This window comes from Paenibacillus agricola, assembly GCF_011440305.1.
GTDB classification, from domain to species: Bacteria; Bacillota; Bacilli; order Paenibacillales; family NBRC-103111; genus Paenibacillus_S; species Paenibacillus_S agricola.
On record NZ_JAAOIW010000005.1, the window covers coordinates 50352 to 65861 of the forward strand.

20 protein-coding genes and 1 pseudogene are annotated in these 15510 nt (G+C 51.6%); all 21 read right to left on the reverse strand.

Annotated features, from left to right (window positions below; translation table 11 throughout):
• Positions 1-179 precede the first annotated feature (179 nt).
• The gene (locus G9U52_RS15045) at positions 180-1430 is read right to left on the reverse strand and encodes a hypothetical protein (RefSeq protein WP_166150928.1); all 1251 of its coding nucleotides are present in this window, start codon (positions 1428-1430) and stop codon (positions 180-182) included.
• Between the two features lie 24 nt (positions 1431-1454).
• Entirely contained in the window at positions 1455-2183 is a 729-nt protein-coding gene (gene thyX / locus G9U52_RS15050; RefSeq protein ID WP_166150930.1) for an FAD-dependent thymidylate synthase, read from the reverse strand.
• Complete coding sequence (locus tag G9U52_RS40900; protein ID WP_279538643.1) at positions 2180-2314, reverse strand: hypothetical protein; 135 nt, start codon at positions 2312-2314, stop codon at positions 2180-2182. The genes thyX and G9U52_RS40900 overlap by 4 nt, the downstream gene beginning before the upstream one ends.
• On the reverse strand, positions 2311-2886 hold the full coding sequence (locus G9U52_RS15055) for a dUTP diphosphatase (protein WP_166150932.1): 576 nt from the start codon (positions 2884-2886) through the stop codon (positions 2311-2313). Before G9U52_RS15055 ends, G9U52_RS40900 begins: the two co-directional genes overlap by 4 nt.
• A 12-nt stretch (positions 2887-2898) precedes the next feature.
• Positions 2899-3129, reverse strand: coding sequence for a hypothetical protein (locus G9U52_RS15060; protein WP_166150934.1), 231 nt, complete (start codon positions 3127-3129; stop codon positions 2899-2901).
• Between the two features lie 6 nt (positions 3130-3135).
• Positions 3136-3312, reverse strand: a complete 177-nt coding sequence (locus G9U52_RS15065) for a hypothetical protein (protein WP_166150936.1) — start codon at positions 3310-3312, stop codon at positions 3136-3138.
• A gap of 209 nt (positions 3313-3521) precedes the next feature.
• Positions 3522-3725 (reverse strand): hypothetical protein, encoded by a 204-nt coding sequence (locus G9U52_RS15070; protein ID WP_166150938.1) that lies wholly within the window; start codon positions 3723-3725, stop codon positions 3522-3524.
• Between the two features lie 290 nt (positions 3726-4015).
• On the reverse strand, positions 4016-6256 hold the full coding sequence (locus G9U52_RS15075) for a ribonucleotide reductase barrel domain-containing protein (protein WP_166150940.1): 2241 nt from the start codon (positions 6254-6256) through the stop codon (positions 4016-4018).
• A gap of 344 nt (positions 6257-6600) precedes the next feature.
• Positions 6601-7155 (reverse strand): crossover junction endodeoxyribonuclease RuvC, encoded by a 555-nt coding sequence (locus G9U52_RS41675; protein WP_166151794.1) that lies wholly within the window; start codon positions 7153-7155, stop codon positions 6601-6603.
• Positions 7142-7540 carry a hypothetical protein gene (locus G9U52_RS15085; RefSeq protein WP_311764871.1) on the reverse strand — a complete coding sequence of 133 codons (399 nt, stop codon included), beginning with the start codon at positions 7538-7540 and terminating at the stop codon, positions 7142-7144. Before G9U52_RS15085 ends, G9U52_RS41675 begins: the two co-directional genes overlap by 14 nt.
• Positions 7540-7785, reverse strand: coding sequence for a hypothetical protein (locus G9U52_RS15090; RefSeq protein WP_166150942.1), 246 nt, complete (start codon positions 7783-7785; stop codon positions 7540-7542). The genes G9U52_RS15085 and G9U52_RS15090 overlap by 1 nt, the downstream gene beginning before the upstream one ends.
• Positions 7782-8417, reverse strand: a complete 636-nt coding sequence (locus tag G9U52_RS40005; protein ID WP_243767356.1) for a hypothetical protein — start codon at positions 8415-8417, stop codon at positions 7782-7784. Before G9U52_RS40005 ends, G9U52_RS15090 begins: the two co-directional genes overlap by 4 nt.
• A gap of 437 nt (positions 8418-8854) precedes the next feature.
• Positions 8855-9115, reverse strand: a complete 261-nt coding sequence (locus G9U52_RS15100; protein WP_166150946.1) for a hypothetical protein — start codon at positions 9113-9115, stop codon at positions 8855-8857.
• The gene (locus tag G9U52_RS15105) at positions 9115-9390 is read right to left on the reverse strand and encodes a hypothetical protein (RefSeq protein WP_166150948.1); all 276 of its coding nucleotides are present in this window, start codon (positions 9388-9390) and stop codon (positions 9115-9117) included. The genes G9U52_RS15100 and G9U52_RS15105 overlap by 1 nt, the downstream gene beginning before the upstream one ends.
• The gene (locus G9U52_RS15110) at positions 9377-9691 is read right to left on the reverse strand and encodes a hypothetical protein (protein WP_166150950.1); all 315 of its coding nucleotides are present in this window, start codon (positions 9689-9691) and stop codon (positions 9377-9379) included. The genes G9U52_RS15105 and G9U52_RS15110 overlap by 14 nt, the downstream gene beginning before the upstream one ends.
• Positions 9691-10344 carry a beta clamp domain-containing protein gene (locus tag G9U52_RS15115; protein WP_166150952.1) on the reverse strand — a complete coding sequence of 218 codons (654 nt, stop codon included), beginning with the start codon at positions 10342-10344 and terminating at the stop codon, positions 9691-9693. The genes G9U52_RS15110 and G9U52_RS15115 overlap by 1 nt, the downstream gene beginning before the upstream one ends.
• A 24-nt stretch (positions 10345-10368) precedes the next feature.
• A complete protein-coding gene (locus G9U52_RS15120; protein ID WP_166150954.1) occupies positions 10369-10569 on the reverse strand; it encodes a hypothetical protein in 201 nt (66 codons plus the stop codon).
• A gap of 20 nt (positions 10570-10589) precedes the next feature.
• Positions 10590-10787 carry an AP2/ERF family transcription factor gene (locus G9U52_RS41680; RefSeq protein WP_375790260.1) on the reverse strand — a complete coding sequence of 66 codons (198 nt, stop codon included), beginning with the start codon at positions 10785-10787 and terminating at the stop codon, positions 10590-10592.
• 60 nt (positions 10788-10847) lie between these two features.
• A pseudogene (locus G9U52_RS41685) lies at positions 10848-10946 on the reverse strand (HNH endonuclease); the annotation flags it as partial.
• 159 nt (positions 10947-11105) lie between these two features.
• Positions 11106-13847: a DNA polymerase gene (locus G9U52_RS15130; RefSeq protein WP_243767357.1), complete on the reverse strand. Its 2742-nt coding sequence runs from the start codon at positions 13845-13847 to the stop codon at positions 11106-11108.
• A gap of 161 nt (positions 13848-14008) precedes the next feature.
• On the reverse strand, positions 14009-15499 hold the full coding sequence (locus G9U52_RS15135; RefSeq protein WP_166150958.1) for a hypothetical protein: 1491 nt from the start codon (positions 15497-15499) through the stop codon (positions 14009-14011).
• Positions 15500-15510 lie beyond the last annotated feature (11 nt).

A 15510-nucleotide genomic window follows, 5' to 3' on the forward strand; every position in this document is an offset into this window, starting at 1 on the left:
AAACTGGTACAGTTCGCGCGGCTTAGCGTTTGGCTCTACGTCGAAGATTTCGTTAGCATAGCGCTTCAGCTCGTCGCCGAACGCGAAACGTGTGTATCCGTATTTGTGTACGAGATACGCGGCGGTCGCGTCCTTTCCGGAACGGAGAGCGCCTGTTAGCGCGATGTTAAGTAACGTCATTAGGCGCTCACCTCCGGTTCCTCCCGCGAATCGTCGATAATTGACGTGTTACCATTATCCGTCGGCACTCCGTAATGATACGGAACTCCGGTGTACTTTTCCCCCGATGGCAACAACGTAAAATCGTAATAGTACCCGTTGATACCGTCGATTCGGTACGTTTCGCCCTGTCTCCGCCAGTAGAGAACGTCCCCTACGCGCGGTTCCGTAGGTTGTGGCGCGTCCGTATATTCCGCCGGGACTTCTAGCCCGAGCGCCCTCCGAAGGCTGACCGCGCGCCCTATGGAAGCGTTGAACACGTCGCCTCGCGCACAACGGGACTTACCACGCGACTGTATCGCGCCATTATATCTCCAACGTAATAGAGCGACCACCGTACGTTTATCACGATTAACGATGAACTCAACATCGCAAACCCTGTTGCTGACGAAATATTGCGGCGAATTATCAACCGACTTCCACGGAGTCTTAACGTTTTCGATGTCCGCCTTCGCACGCTCGATAACGTCGTCACGTGTTGGATAATGCTCATTGAAAGACGCGATAGTTTCCGGAGTCGTAACGATTAGCGGTGTTTCCTTCGCCTGTAAGATGCGTTCAATCTGCGTCAACCTTACGCCGACTTTTGCGAATGTTTCCGCGAAAACGGCTGATACCTGCGCGATGATGGCGGCTGTGTCGATCGGCGTAGATGTTGCGGCAGCTTCCGTAGGCACGTCGCGTATCCGACTAACTAGCGGTTCGATTACGCTGTACTCTTCGCGCTCTAAATATATCTCGCTACTCTCCGTATCGTCAGGCCAGATTTCCGGACACTCTCCGCCTATCTTCATAACTACGTAAGTCTCACCGTTCCCATATCCGTAATCATCCCTCGCGTCATTTACGGCATTGACGATAAGCACCGTATCCCCAACGTTAGCCTTACGTTCGACGAGGCGATAACGTTTATCGTCGATGCGAATAACGTCGGATGGCGTAAGGACAACGTATTCAGTCCGTTCAGCGTCGATAAATCCGTCGTGCTCACTGCCCGGAAACGGAGTATCCGTATCGATCGAACCGTCGGTAAATTGGTCGGCTACCGTACATTTTGCGATAGTACCGATAGGAATTCGTTGATCCGTAGCGATAATCTTAATCCGTTCACCGACCGCCGCCGCACGTTTGACTTCCGTATATTCCCGCAAGACTGCGTTCCCCAAAGTTTCGTCCGCTAATACTGTAATCGCGTTATTAATTTTCGTCATATAAACACGCTCCTCATCGTTTTGTTATTCGAAAAACGGCGCTAACCACGCGTCAACCTTCGTTACTTCTTCGCGTATATATTCCGCCAAAGCTGCGATCTCCCACTGTGAGTGCGTCCGCTCGTTACGCTTGCCGTACAATTCGATGAGCGCCCGCAGATTACCGGTCATGACGAGATTCGTTGCGGCTGCGTTCGGGAGAACCATGCGCGCGTCTTCAGCGGTAACTCCTGCGGCTCGTAAGCGATCATACACGTCCTGCAACGTTTCCATAACGTCAGTGTAAGCGCGGTACGTATTGCCGTCCGTATCTCCAATTGACGGGGGCGTAACGTAATCGAAGCCGCCGCTTTTATCGTTGCTACCGAATTTAACGTAGCGCTGCGACTGAACGCTGAACGATAGCTGGCGGTGACGTGTAATCTGCGCGAGTAAGGAACGCGATACGCCTTCGATGGCGAATGTGTACGTCAAATGTTCAAGCGTTGAAGCGTGACCGGATCGGACGATGTGACGGAACAAGCGGTCGGCTTCCGTACCGGATTCGCCGTCTGACGCAGATTGACCGAAGTACTTAGCGCCTTCTAGCGCAACGATTTCGGATGGTTTGTTCGCGGAGTAACACGTACGGATAGCGGTAAGTGCGACGGCGGCGCGATCGTTCGTAGGTATCTCACCATTTACGAATGTAGACGGGATGTCTCGTAAGAAATCGTCCGATAGCGCCGTGTGTGCGATTAGCTTAACGTTCAATTGGCGTCCTCCTTTCCGAGCAGCATTCCGACTAGTCCCGTGATATAGATTTCAGCGCCGCTTGCGTCGAAGACAAATGCCGCGATTGTCATCGTAATAGCTCCGGTAACAACAGGTAATACAAAGTTCACACGCCCACCTCCGTTCTCACACCGCTATGGCCGAATCCGCCAGCCCCTCGCTCCGTCTCACTTAATTCCGCAGACTCAACGAATGCTACGCGCGGCAACGGTTGGATGAACGCTTGGCAGACGCGATCGCCGGCGCGGATGACTACTGCGCCACTAGCTCCGCAAGAGAAGCATTCTTTTCCATCGATAGTTACGGCGAAAGGCGCTGATTCGCGTAGTTTATAATCCGTGTAAGCGCCAGTTTCGTAATCAAAGTCGCTATCTAACTCGTAATCAATCGGCGTTATATTATCGAACATCATCGCGACTTCTCCGCGGTAATCTGAATCTATAACGCCTACACCGTTTGGCTGCCGTAGCTTCGTCTTCAGCGCGATGCCCGACCGCATAGCGACGATCATAACGTAACCGGCCGGTATTTCGAACGCGAGCCCCAACGGAATTTTAACCGTCTCGCCTGGTGCGATTATGGCGTCGGATACCGCTACGAGATCAAACGCTGCGGCTCCTTCCGTTGCGTAAGCGGGTATTTGTGCGGCTTCGTGGAGCTTGCGGATTTTAACGTTTAACATTCGGACACCTCCTTAACAAATTACGTATTCATGCGTGTAGATATCGATCTCTCCGTTCAATTCGATAAACGCAATTGCGTAACAACTAACGGCGTATCCCGGACTGTCGAATCCGCCTGCATAAGCGTAATCGCATTTAACTCCGAAGGTATTCCGCACGGCTTCGCAAACTGCCGCAATTACGTCCTCGCCGTCATTATCCGAAATATGATCCGCAATGAAATTGTTAATACTTTCGCCCATTTCGCGTCACTCCTTCGTCATATTTTCGTTAATCCGAATCAACTCCGCTGCCTTCCGCATAACCCACTCGTTAACTTCCGCGGATGAACGCCCTCCTAAGTCGAAGCCCGTTGTTCCGTCCCATCCGTCAAACTCGGAAGCTAACGGAGCCGCTGCGCTTTCGACCGTAGACACACGTTGCAACTCGACTCGCGTCCCCAACGGTCGAACGTAGCGTCATCGATGACCGACGTTCCGAGCCGGTAGTAAATCGCGGAATGTACGAAAATCTGGCGTCGACGGCGCGCTATTAGATCAGCGGTCACTGATCCGCTATCGCTCCGAGTATGAATCCGAGTATAAGTCCGACGACTAACGCAATTACTACGCTCATATTAACGCCTCCTCATGTATTAATACGCGGCCTCTTCGTTGTTTCGCGCAGCCCGCTGTCTGGCGGCGTCTATTACGTTGCCGCTGCGGTCGTTTCCGTACACTTGCGAATCAAATACTGCTGCGGCTTCGTCATCTAGTTCGGAATAACGCTGTAAAAGCGGATGCTTACGGATGGCGCGTATACGTTCGATCTGACTGCGGTTGCGTTTCGGTATAGCCATCCGTAAACACCTCCGTATTGACTAATTGGGAATATTGTGATATATTACCTATATAAAGTTTATTAGTTTTGCGAGTCGGATTCGTCTTGCGAACGCAGTATCTTAGCAAAAACTAAATATTTGGGGGTGGGGCTTATCAAAACTCTATGGAACATGGTCGAAGGCGTAAACTTGGGTATCCCTCCGGTAGTAGTGCGTATTAAGAAGCCTGATTTAAGCTATTTTGCTAAGGCGTCTCGCAAAGCCTAATAAACCGTTTATAATCGAAGCCTGATTTAAGGCTTCTTTTTCTATCTAATCGGACACGCTCCGCCTTCGCACCCGTCAGCACCGTCTAAGTCGGACAGCCCCGCCGTATCGAACTCCCGTAAGAGACCTGCGTCAAACGGTCTCATCGACGCCTTCAGCGCGTTATACGCAGCCTCATCGCAAGCTTCATACGGAGCCAGCTCGTACGAACCGCCGTCCAACGCGAGGAAAGATACCGCGGTAAACTCGTCCCACTTTTCGTAGACAATCGCTTCGACTTCCGCCCATTCATGCGGACGCACCGTTATCGTATTGGACGAGTTGTGCTCCGTATAATGACGCTGGAACGTAAAGTACGTATCGAGTTGGCGCGCTGCTGAAACGTCGTCTTTCGTTTCCTTGGCTGCGGACGATACTGGAAAGTCGATAACGAGCGTTCGTGCGTTTGCCAGGCGTTCTTCGTGCGTGCCGCCAGGCGTACCGACTTCGGGACTAACCGTCCAGCCTAGCGCAATTACCGTCTTTGCTAACGGATCGGTTGCGTTGATACGGATACGGCGAATGTAAAACGGACTGTGCGACCAATGGAGTCCGGACGAAACTCCGCCAGCGACTTGCGATATTGTACCCTCCGGCTTTACCGTTGTGACGAGTAATGGCGAGCTCACGCGGAGGACTTTTGCGTAGGCGTCCGCCTCATCCCGCGCCGTATCGCCCAGCATCTTCAGTAGTCCCGACTCGTGAAATTCCGTAGCCTCAACGCTAGCGAGCGCGTCCTTAACGCCGGTAAGCGATGTTCCGAGTAGCCTATCGCGCTGCTGTACAGCGTTCCAATGCGGAATTTCAAGCTCCGCAAGTGTCATACGCAATCCAGCCCGCGCGGATAGACGCTGCGCTTCGTCTAGCGCTACGTCATCGATAACCTTTCGGATTCCGTTAACACCGTATGCGTCTCGGATGAACGCGGTCATATTGATCGTAGTCAAATTGCAGACGCCGTAACTATCGAGCAGTATTTCAGCGCAAGGATTGAGCCCCTCCGCATTCGGACGCCTTCTACGCGCTTCTTCGAGGTTAACGAAACCCGGCTCGCCTTCCGCCTGCATCATCTCGAATACGAGGTTCAGCGTTTCACGCTGCGGTTTCTCCGTAAACGCGATCGAATTATTCGACATCCTCCGATGGTGTAACGGACGCGCATTCGGATCGTTTAACGGTAATCCTTTGAGGAATTGCGCTTCCTTTTCGAGTCCGAGCGCTCGCGTCTTCGCTATAACTGCGCTATGCTTCTCCGCGTCCCAAATGCCGTTGAGTCCGTACTTAGCGAAGATACATTCGTAATCGTCCGCGTCCATAAGGAAAATCTCCGCTGTCCGCCGTACACCTCCGACGACTACGTTGTTACCGATTAAGTTGCCGATATCAAGGATATGAATCGGACGGACGCGGCGATATGCCGAGTTGAACAGGCTGAATTTTGCGCCATCTAGCGTCGTCCCGTCGAATAATTTAGCGTCTTCAAGCGGAGCCAGCGCCGGATCAATCGTATTCTTGAGAACCGCGTCGATTCCGTCGAACATCTCCTGTAATGGTGCGTGTCCGGAAGCCGTACCGCCAAACGTAAGCAACCGCTCGCCATTCGGACGTACGCTGTTATACGAAATCTTAACGGTGTGAATATGCTCGTACTCTGGCTTCGTCAGGATATCGAGGTAAACGCGTAGGCTATCGACCCACCCTTCCTTCGAATCGCCTACGTATATCTTCGCGTAACCGTTCGCCATATCGCGTAGTTGCGTCGATTCGTAACGGGCAGCCTTCGGAACTGGCGCGTATTCCGAATGGAGCAGCGTCGTATTCGTACGGATCGGCGGAAGATTGGCCGCGAACTCCTTCGTACACTTAAATCCGACGCCGGTTCCTACGAGCAGCAAGTAGAATAAATCGCCGAGATCCGCCCACGACTTAACGTTAATGAACGAACAATTAAAGTTAGCTAACGGATACTTGTCCGCTACTCCGTTCTCAGCGCCGCCGACCCACAGCGTCCGTCCGCTCAAAAACTGCCGCAGATGGAACATATTATCGAAGAGTAACTCGGCTTCCTTCCGGTGCCACTCGATATCCGCGCCGTAGCCGATACGATCCATATGCTTAACGCCGAGCTGTACGTTATATTCCGTAGCGCGTCGGACTGTCTCACGCCAGTTTTCGCGGCGTCCTTCAGCGGGTAAGAATCGCGAGTAAGTACGTAGGTAAACGAATTTGCCAAGCGCGTTCATCTCTTCCGGAAACTCCGGATATCCTTCGATAAATGAGTCCGTTAATAATTGCGTTTTAGCGTTAATATGCGTCAGCTCCTCGTAGTTTAATTTCCGTCCGTTCTAATTCCTCCGCGATACGGAGCCTGCGTTCACTCAGCGCCTTTACGTCAGCCGTACGCATGGCGATCGCGAAATCGATACGCGCTAGTTCGGTACGGTGACCCTGCGCTATCTTGCGGGTAAATTCGTAATCAGCTACGTTCATCCCCATATTACGTACCCGATGACTACGCCAATTGCGATAAGAATCGTAGGTATTCCGAAAAATAGCGCTAAATCGAACGACTTCCCTACTGGACCGTTTAACATACGTCGATCAACTCCTCGCGGATTAAGTACGCCAGGCAAACGCCGAGCGCATCGCTATCGTCGTAACCGGACTTAAACGTGTGATCAGCGCCTAACCGCAGAATCCTCCGCACATGGTCCGCAACTTCCGGCTTCTCCGCGCGACCGTTACCCGTTACGATTTTCTTGACGGACGTCGGTGATATCTCCGCATCAATACCGTATCCGTACGCATGGAGCGCTCTGTCCGATGCTGCCCACGCGCTGAATATCGTTTGCGTAGCGCGCTTGTTACGTCCGGACGTAAAGTCCTCGCGGATGACTGCGGCAAATCTAAGCGGTAAAGCCGGACGATGCGTATATATGAATTGCGCGATGAACGATTCGACCGTGTGTGACCGAATGGCATCGTTATCGGCGTTCGATGTCGCTACGGAATCGGCGGCGATGAGCGTTGGTATGCGGTTCTTAACGGCGATACACGCCGCGCCGGGCGATAGTGATAGATCGAGTCCGAGATAGCGCGTTACTTCCGCTTTAGGTTTCCGTTCCGGTTTATTCGGAGGCAGGAGCGCTCACCTCCAAGTAAGAGATCGGTTTGCCTTTGGATATCGCGTACTCTATCTCCTTACTCGTACTAGACCCGATATATCCGCCTACGTTAATGACGCGAATCTCGTCCGCGAGATCAATCTTGCGTAAATGTATGTTATCGAGCAACTCCTTCTCCTGTGTGGTTAACTGAATGCCATCACTGTGTCCGAAAACTCCGACCGATATAACGAGGTTTCCGGCTAAGGTTAGCCTTCTATTTTCCGCCTCAAACTCGGCTTTGAATTTCGTTGATCCACAGAGTGTTATTACTTTCGGTATAGCATTACGCCGACATTTACACGGGTAGCGGTAGTGTATCGCTTCTCCACACGCACCGCATGCTCCGATTCGTATTTCCACTACGCAATCACCTCCGCCTGTATTCCGAATGGCTCCGCAGCTTCGCGTATCATACGCTTAAGGAGGACGGTATTTTCTCGTCCGTCATCTTCGTCAGAGTCCGGAATCGGAATATCGTCGATAATCGTGTTAAGTGTATTTAGTTCTTCCGTTGTGAAAATTACGTCCGTCTTGATTCCCTCCGCGATGGCTAATCCTATCAACGCACCTAAAGAAATCATATTACGCGCCAATTGTTCGTTCATACCGCAGTCACCTCCGTCCGCAATCTCGTAATATCTTCGAATGCCTCCGCAAACTGGCGCTTCTTAAAGTCCGGAAGTCCTGACCGGTTCATCGCGTCTACTTGGCGTTCGAGTACCGCCATTTCTTCGTCGGTTAGCGCTTTAGCACACGTTGATTTAAAATTATTGAACGTCCATTTGCCGATGTCGAGCGCCGGAGGATTACCTATTTCCGCCGAGGCTACGATGCCCGCTAGATGGTCAAGCAACTCCGTACGCATTCCGTCTGTTATCGCGATACCGTGCGCCTTGATGTCCGGACTCTTGGCGAAGTCCTCGTCACTCATTTGCCACGATTTCTTCGATGCGTTAACGTAGAGGATGACGTAATAATCGATAGGCTCAGCCGCGTTACCGTACATGAGCGAATAGCAGACGCATTGCTTAACGTGGTCTTCCTTCGGACCGCTGCGCTGGCTATATTCGGACGTCTGCGAAAACGTAGTCTGCTTCGATTTCACTTCGAGTCCAACGCGGATTAGCTCGCCGTCATCGGAGCGATACGTCATGATTCCGTCACATGTTCCGTAGAGGTAAAAGCGACGTTTATTATGCGTAATTGGCGCGGCTACCTTCGCGAAGTCCTCGAACATCGGACGTCCATCAGCGGTGCGTTCGAATTTGAATCGCGGTGCCTGACCGATTGCTTTAGCGTAATGTTTCTCCGCGAATAGGATGTCGCGTTGGATTACGTCTCCAATTGCGGTCCCTATGCGGACCCAGCGTCCTTGATACGGGGGGCGACCGCTTACGTCCTTCTTGGCTCCGCGCATCTTTTCATATAGCTCGCGCGGATCGCTATTTGCGGAGGATGGCGAAAAGTACGGCGCATCTCTCGGCGGAAATAACTGCTTGCCGCGTAAAGCCTGCGCATACCATTCGTGAATCTGCGCGTCTAACGGATTGTCATAGACTTCGTTGCTGGCGTGCCATGCGTTAAGGAACGCCTCGAAATCCGCTGCGATACGATTAGCGATGTCCTGACGGCTGACTTCATGTACTTCCGCGCCTATCCGTGTGAATAATCCGCTCAATTAATCGCCTCCTTAACGTAGTCGTACGTCCTCGCGAAGATATCGGGCTTGCACGGATAAATCTCGCCTTGAACGCCTTGGATAATGTAATCGCCGACTTCTCCGCGCATAACGCCTTCTAACGTATTGATAACGCAATGCGTCGGATACGTTATGATTTCGTTAGTCGTCACCTTATCGCAAAACCAATCCGGACGACCCTCGATCCAATAACGGAATGCTTCGATAACAACCGGCTTTTTACGGTAAAGCGCCATTAAACCGCCTCCTCTTCGTCTTCTTCCGCATTCTCATCGATAAACTCGTATTCGTACGATTCGCCACGTTTGCCGGCTTCGTACGCAATCTTAACGAGATCGGCGATACTATACGCGCCGTTTAAATCGCGGAAGAATACTGCGTCTTCCGGCTCACCTGCGCTAATATCGGCGCTCCTGCGGTTTCCTGCGCCATCCTCGACCGTAACCGTAATTGAACCCTTACCTTCGTATTCATAATCCGTTCCGATAGCGTGCGTTTCAATTACGCGCATGTTTCACCAACTCCTCCGTTATAATTGCGTCGATTACCTCGCCAGGAACGCGTCCATAATCGCGCAGATGAATCGTACTAAACGCGAACGCGTCCGGGATAAGTCCGCGCTCTACGCAGTCCTTGACGTAAGAGCCGATTGTTTCGCATAACTCTTCGTTAAACTCACGTTCGTCTTCCGGTTCCCATCCGCAGATGCACCCGTGGTCATTTACCTCATCCGCCAGGACGCGTATCTTGCGTTGGCATTTCGGACATTGATACGTAATGATATCGGCGGGCATCGTATGCAGTCGCTCCATTACGCTGACCTCCGATACGGAAGTACGATAACGTCAATTCCGTTTTCCTCATCGCGCAATAAGATAGGCGTCATCGGTCCGATTAATCCGATCGTAATGCGCGCTGATCCTGCGTCCTTGAATACGTTGAGTGCCGCTAGTAAGTACTCCGCGTTAAACGATACTGTTTCGTCGGCACCGCTTATGTCCGCGCTTATTCCCGCTGAGAATGATACGCCAGGAGCATCGCTCTTAACCGACAACGTGACGGACGCACCTACGTAAGACAGTTTCGCGACGTATGATTTATCTCCGGCCAGTTTCGCAACGTCAACCGCCAATTTAACGCGAGCGATTGCGTCCTTTAAGTCCGTACGCTTGATTCCGGATTCAATCAGCGTTATCTCCGCTTTAAACTCCGTCGGAATAATCTTCGATGTATCCGGATAAGTGCCGTCAACTGGCGATCCGGTTACGGCGTGAGACGTGAACGGCTCCGTGAAACTATGTGCGCCGCCAATCCGTAGCATCTTGTGGCGATCCGTTACGACTACGGAGCCGTCTGCAGCATAATGTACGCCTTCTAATACCGGCGTGCTTCCGTTCGGCTTAGCGGCAAACTTACGTCCGTGCTTCGTGATTAATTCGAGTTTCTTCGGCTGAGTTAACGCCATTAAATCGCCTCCATATTCGTATTTTTATTCTCCGATTCCTTTTTCCGCGAGTAACTTCGCGATATCGGCCGCCGTCAATTCGATAATTACGTAATCCGCGCGGTCTTGGCTACTTACGTTCTGACCGATACCGCGGCGAGCACTCGATTCATACGAGTAAACGCCGGCACCGGACGTTAATATCGCGTTCGTATTACGGTTGATTGCGATGAAACTCCGACTCATTCCGTAACCTCCTTCATTTACTACGTTGCCGCTACGAGGGAAACCGTACAGTCATCGGGAATAACGTTTAGTCGCGCATACTCTCCGAATAACTCTGTGGCTTTAGCGTTGTAAGCGCGAGCTGCTTCGGATGGACTCTCAAAGTAACCTGCGTGGTATCTTTTATAATCCTTACCAATCTGAGCCTGCCATTTGCCGTTCCAAGTGTTCCAAGTCACTCCCTTAAACCCCGAAGTATTACCTTTTGGAGCGCCTCGATTTCTACAATTCTGGGCATTTGTGCAAAGGCGTAGATTATGTCTTTGATTATTTAGTGGATTGCCGTCTATATGATCCACGAAATACCCTTTAGGCGCGTCTGTAATGACCCTGTGCATCAGGTACGTTATATATTTACCGTTTAGGTAAACGTTCCTCGCGGCATATCCTCGGTTGGAGCATTTCCATCGGAAAAATGAAAGAGCGTGGTAATCTTCGTCGTCCACCGAGGATGTTACTCCTTTAGTTAGCGCAATTTCCTGCAAATAATCACGCTCCTAAATCGCATATTTAGCGTACTTATCCGCAAACTCCGGCTTCGGACGTCGCGCAACGAAATCCCACTCGTCTACGGAAAATTCAGACATCCAGCGGTCTTCGATAACGGAATCGCATTTCAGCGGACAAGCCAGCGTAACGGTATCCGTCATGATTTCGCTATAAAGCTTAACTGCTTCCTCCGTTAATTCATCCGCAGGCGCTGCGTGCTTCTGTTCGTCATGGAGTGTTAACGTGAATTCCCATCCGCGCTCTAATACGAGAATGTAGTAGCTCATAATCATGCACATTTGGAGAACGTTAGCGCCCGATCCCTGTATGCGGTGATTAAAACAAGCGCGCTCGTCACGTCCAGTTTCGCGGATAAGTTGCCAGAATTCCGAGCACTCATCGCGGGATAATCGGCGTGATTTCTTACTGAGCTCCGCGTCATCCTTGCCGTTGATCCGCGCCTTCCGCATAAGAACGGATAGCCTGCGCCAGTTTTCACGGTAAGCCGGAAACCTACGCTTTTGATGCCATAGCGTCGCCGTCCATCCGTGTTCGCGTAGATGTTCGAACGCCGTCTCAACCATCCGTTTGAAGCCCGGAAGGATCTCGTCAAACTTGCGGTAAGCGTTCAGCGCTTGAGCTTCGCTGATTCCGAACGGTTGGACCGCTTTATAAAACTGGCCGAACGCCTGCCCGTAGCCTTCCGCGAGAAATAGCTGCTTCATAAGCTTCCGATATGGCGGAAACTCCGGATGTTCCTTTGCGTAATCGTCCGTACAGTGCTCCTTTGGAACATCGAATAGTATCGCGGCAAATTCGATATACGGATCGAGTCCCATACGGAACATTTCCGCGAATATATCGTCGTCAAACTCGACCGCCATGATATGCGCTTGAAGACGTGGCTCAATGGACGAAAGATCGCTTCCGAGGAATATGCGTCCTGGCGGCGGCGTGAACGTCATCCGAACACGCTTGCCCTCCTTCGTACGTGACGGTATGTTCTGAACATTCGTTCCCTTGCTTACGGATTTTTCCGGAGCATCGATTAACGCCCGCATTGCCGCGAGGTAATTCTCATCCGTAATCACCGCCGGCCGTGTATCATTCGGCTTCCCTTTATATCCCTTCGACGAATATCGTCCGGTACTCACCGTATCGAGCTCCGTATGAAGCCGTCCGTCAACGTCAAGCGCTAACGGTATCTTATCGACGTACGTACCGAGCAGCTTTTCGTACATGGATACGGCAGCTAACGGCTGCAACGATTCCTCCGCCTCGTAATAGCGTTCGAGTACGTCCTTCGATACGGCGCGCGTCCGTGACTTATCCTTCGCGATTTCCTTAGTACGGTCTTTGACTCCGAGGTAATCGTAAATTAAATACCGCAGATGGTTATCGTTAGTAAATTCGAACGCCTCGACGTAGGCTGGCGCATTATCCGCAATCGGTTCCGGTAACGCAGCGAGATCCGTTTCGTAACGCTTCAGCGCTTCGGTTTCGGAGGAGTACGATTTAAGATGCGTCTTGCCGGCGGCTGCTAGTTCCGCAATCTTCGCATGTTTCCCTGCGATTTGCGTACGTAATCGTTCCGCCTTCTTACGCTGCGATTCGCACCAGTGCTCGATTTTCGTAGCGCTGACAACGCGGTCCATTCTACGCAGGAAGTCCGCCTCGTCTACGCCGTACGCCTTGATTACGTTAGCCTGCGATTCTACAAGCTTCGAGCGGAACTCAACGCCTAATCTCGCCAATGCGTCCAAATCGATAACGAAGCCGGTCCGTTCGATATTAACGTTTATCTCCGTTAGATATTGGCGTATCTCGAAGAACGGAACATGCAGATTGTCCGTAGATACCATGTTATCGATTTGCCAACGCGTAAGCGCCCAGCCTTTGAGAACGTCCTTAATCGCGTAGATGCCGACGACTTCGATTCCGTAGACCATCGGCGATCCTTTAAATAAATCCTCGAACGTAAAGTCATCGACGTCGATTCCGATTAGCGTTTTATACTTCGCGATTAACGGTTTCAAGCCGACGCTCTCTTCGTGCTCATTGAGTAATCGCTGAACGTCCTGCGAGTCGTAACGGATGCCTTGCGGTTTCAAGCCGTCGTTTAACATGATCGATAAATCGTAATTCGCGTTATGGAACGATTTGATGTGTTCCGGCAGCGTCATGAAGCGCTCGATCGCGCCGAGCGCATTTGACCGCGTACACTGGCGTTCGCCGGTTAAATGACCGTACGCAACGTAATATCCTTCGTTAAGAATCGGAAGCCAGACGGAATATCCGCCGCTTAAATCGAGCATCTTATCGAGTCCAGATGTTTCCGTATCCCAAACGGTCAGCGACATAACGGGCGGTATGGATATCCCGCGCTCCAATAGTTTCCTCCGAATTAGCGTATTGTCAAAGAGTCCGAAGATCTTACGGAACCAGGCGTCCGTTTGCTGACGGGAAACTTCCTCCCGCAGACGTTGTATCATCCGCGGGAGATCGTTATCGTCCGTTATTACGTAGAAATTGTCCGGCTTCGTGCGCAGCGTTTCCGCTATTCTTGACTCACGCATCGATTCGGATTTCTCCGCTAGAAGGCGTGTACCAACGCTCAGCACGTCCGCCTTCGTCAATTTAGCTACGCTGACTACGCTGCCCGACCGGAATGAATCGTTACCTATTCGACCATTCCGGTAAGCCTCGGTTACTTCCGTATATTGCGTACGTTCCTTATCCGTTAGCGACATCGCGCCTATTCGGACTAACGCGTCAGCTACGGATTCATTGGCGGCTGCTTTCCGTCCGGCTGCGTCTTTGATACGTTGGCGCGTATCTTCCGACTCATCTACGTTGGGACTACGTACGTTTAGCGTTAATTTGACGTCTATAGATACCGTCTCCTTCCTTCTTACTTAGCGCTGAACAACGATTCGACTGGCGCGATGAGCTCTACTTCAGCGTAACGGGTTCCGCCGCCCTTGTGGCGTACGTCCGGACTGTCCGTTCCGTCCGGAGTAACGACCGTGGTGATTTCGCCGATTTCCAAACTACTCCCTAACGGGTTCAATACGCGAACCATGTCGCCCGCCTTTATTTCGCCGACTTTACGTCCGATTGCGGACCACTTCGCGAGTTCAGCGACTTTTAACGCAGATTTCTCCGCTTGCTTACGGACAGCTTCGACTTCAGCGGGAGAAACGCGTTCTATCTGCGTAGGCCTGAACCAGTCCCATTCGTTAGTGCCGCTGATATCGCGCCCTTTAAACGGAACACTATCGCGATCATCTTCCTCGATGCGTACAATTGCGCCTTTCACTACGTCTTTCTCAGCAGTCAGAACACGCGCATACTCGCCGACTTTTAAGCGTTCGGGTTCCGCAGGTTCAGCGGCTATCTTCGCCGGCTCCAATACGACGTATTCGAGATACACAATCAGTCGCTCATTCCCACCAATATCTACGCGTAAATCACCTGTTCTATCGCTATCAACACGCTTGACGGTAAACTCCGATCCCTTATCGTACATGTTCATGGACATAGTGGGATTCACGATCCGAATACGTTCGCCTACGTTGGCTTTACGTTTGACTTCTACGTAGGAAACTTGCTGCGCGGATACAACCGGAACAAGTACGACGTATCGCGACTCGCTTATAGCGTTTTCCTTTCCGTTGTTCCACGTAACATCTGGAATACCGTGGCTATCCGTAGTCCGTCCAATATCGCCCGCAACATAACGTCCGTCGCCGGATGATCCTATCGCTAGGATAACGTCGCCGACCGCTGCCTTCCGTTTCTCCACGTTATAAACCGTTCCACCCAACGTAATCGACTCGGCTGGCGTGATGACTGCGTAACACTTATCCGAGAGCCATCCGTTAGCGCGATCCTCTCCGCGAACACGTTCGTTACCCCGGAACAACTCTTGAATAACCGTTGTGCTTCCGACTTCGAATGCGTGATGCGTCATATTCGCGATGATAATCACCGTTTCCCCAACGTTAGCCTTACGCGATTCCTTCGTATAAACGGAACCAGCGTGGATGACGTAGTCGGAAGGTAACGTAGTGGTTAACGAAGTCGGGATTGACGTAGGAGCTGCGGACGGTTCCGTTGGGGATTCGGTTTCGGGGCGCTTGAATACTACGAAATCCTCGTCTAAGCGCGCCGTATCGTAATTGTCCCCGTCATCGTCCGTAATCTGCGGATCGCCAGCGCTGTCTACGCGGTTAACTTCGTAGTAAGCTCCATCCGTCAAATCCGAAGCGCCTTCGTCGTCCGCGATACGGATAATATCGCCTTTAACCGCAGCTTCCTCCGATTGAACATAATTAACGCCATTGTACGAAATAGTCGCGATTGCCGGAATAATTACGTTAACGCCGTTTAATTTAGTCAAATTTGCGTGCT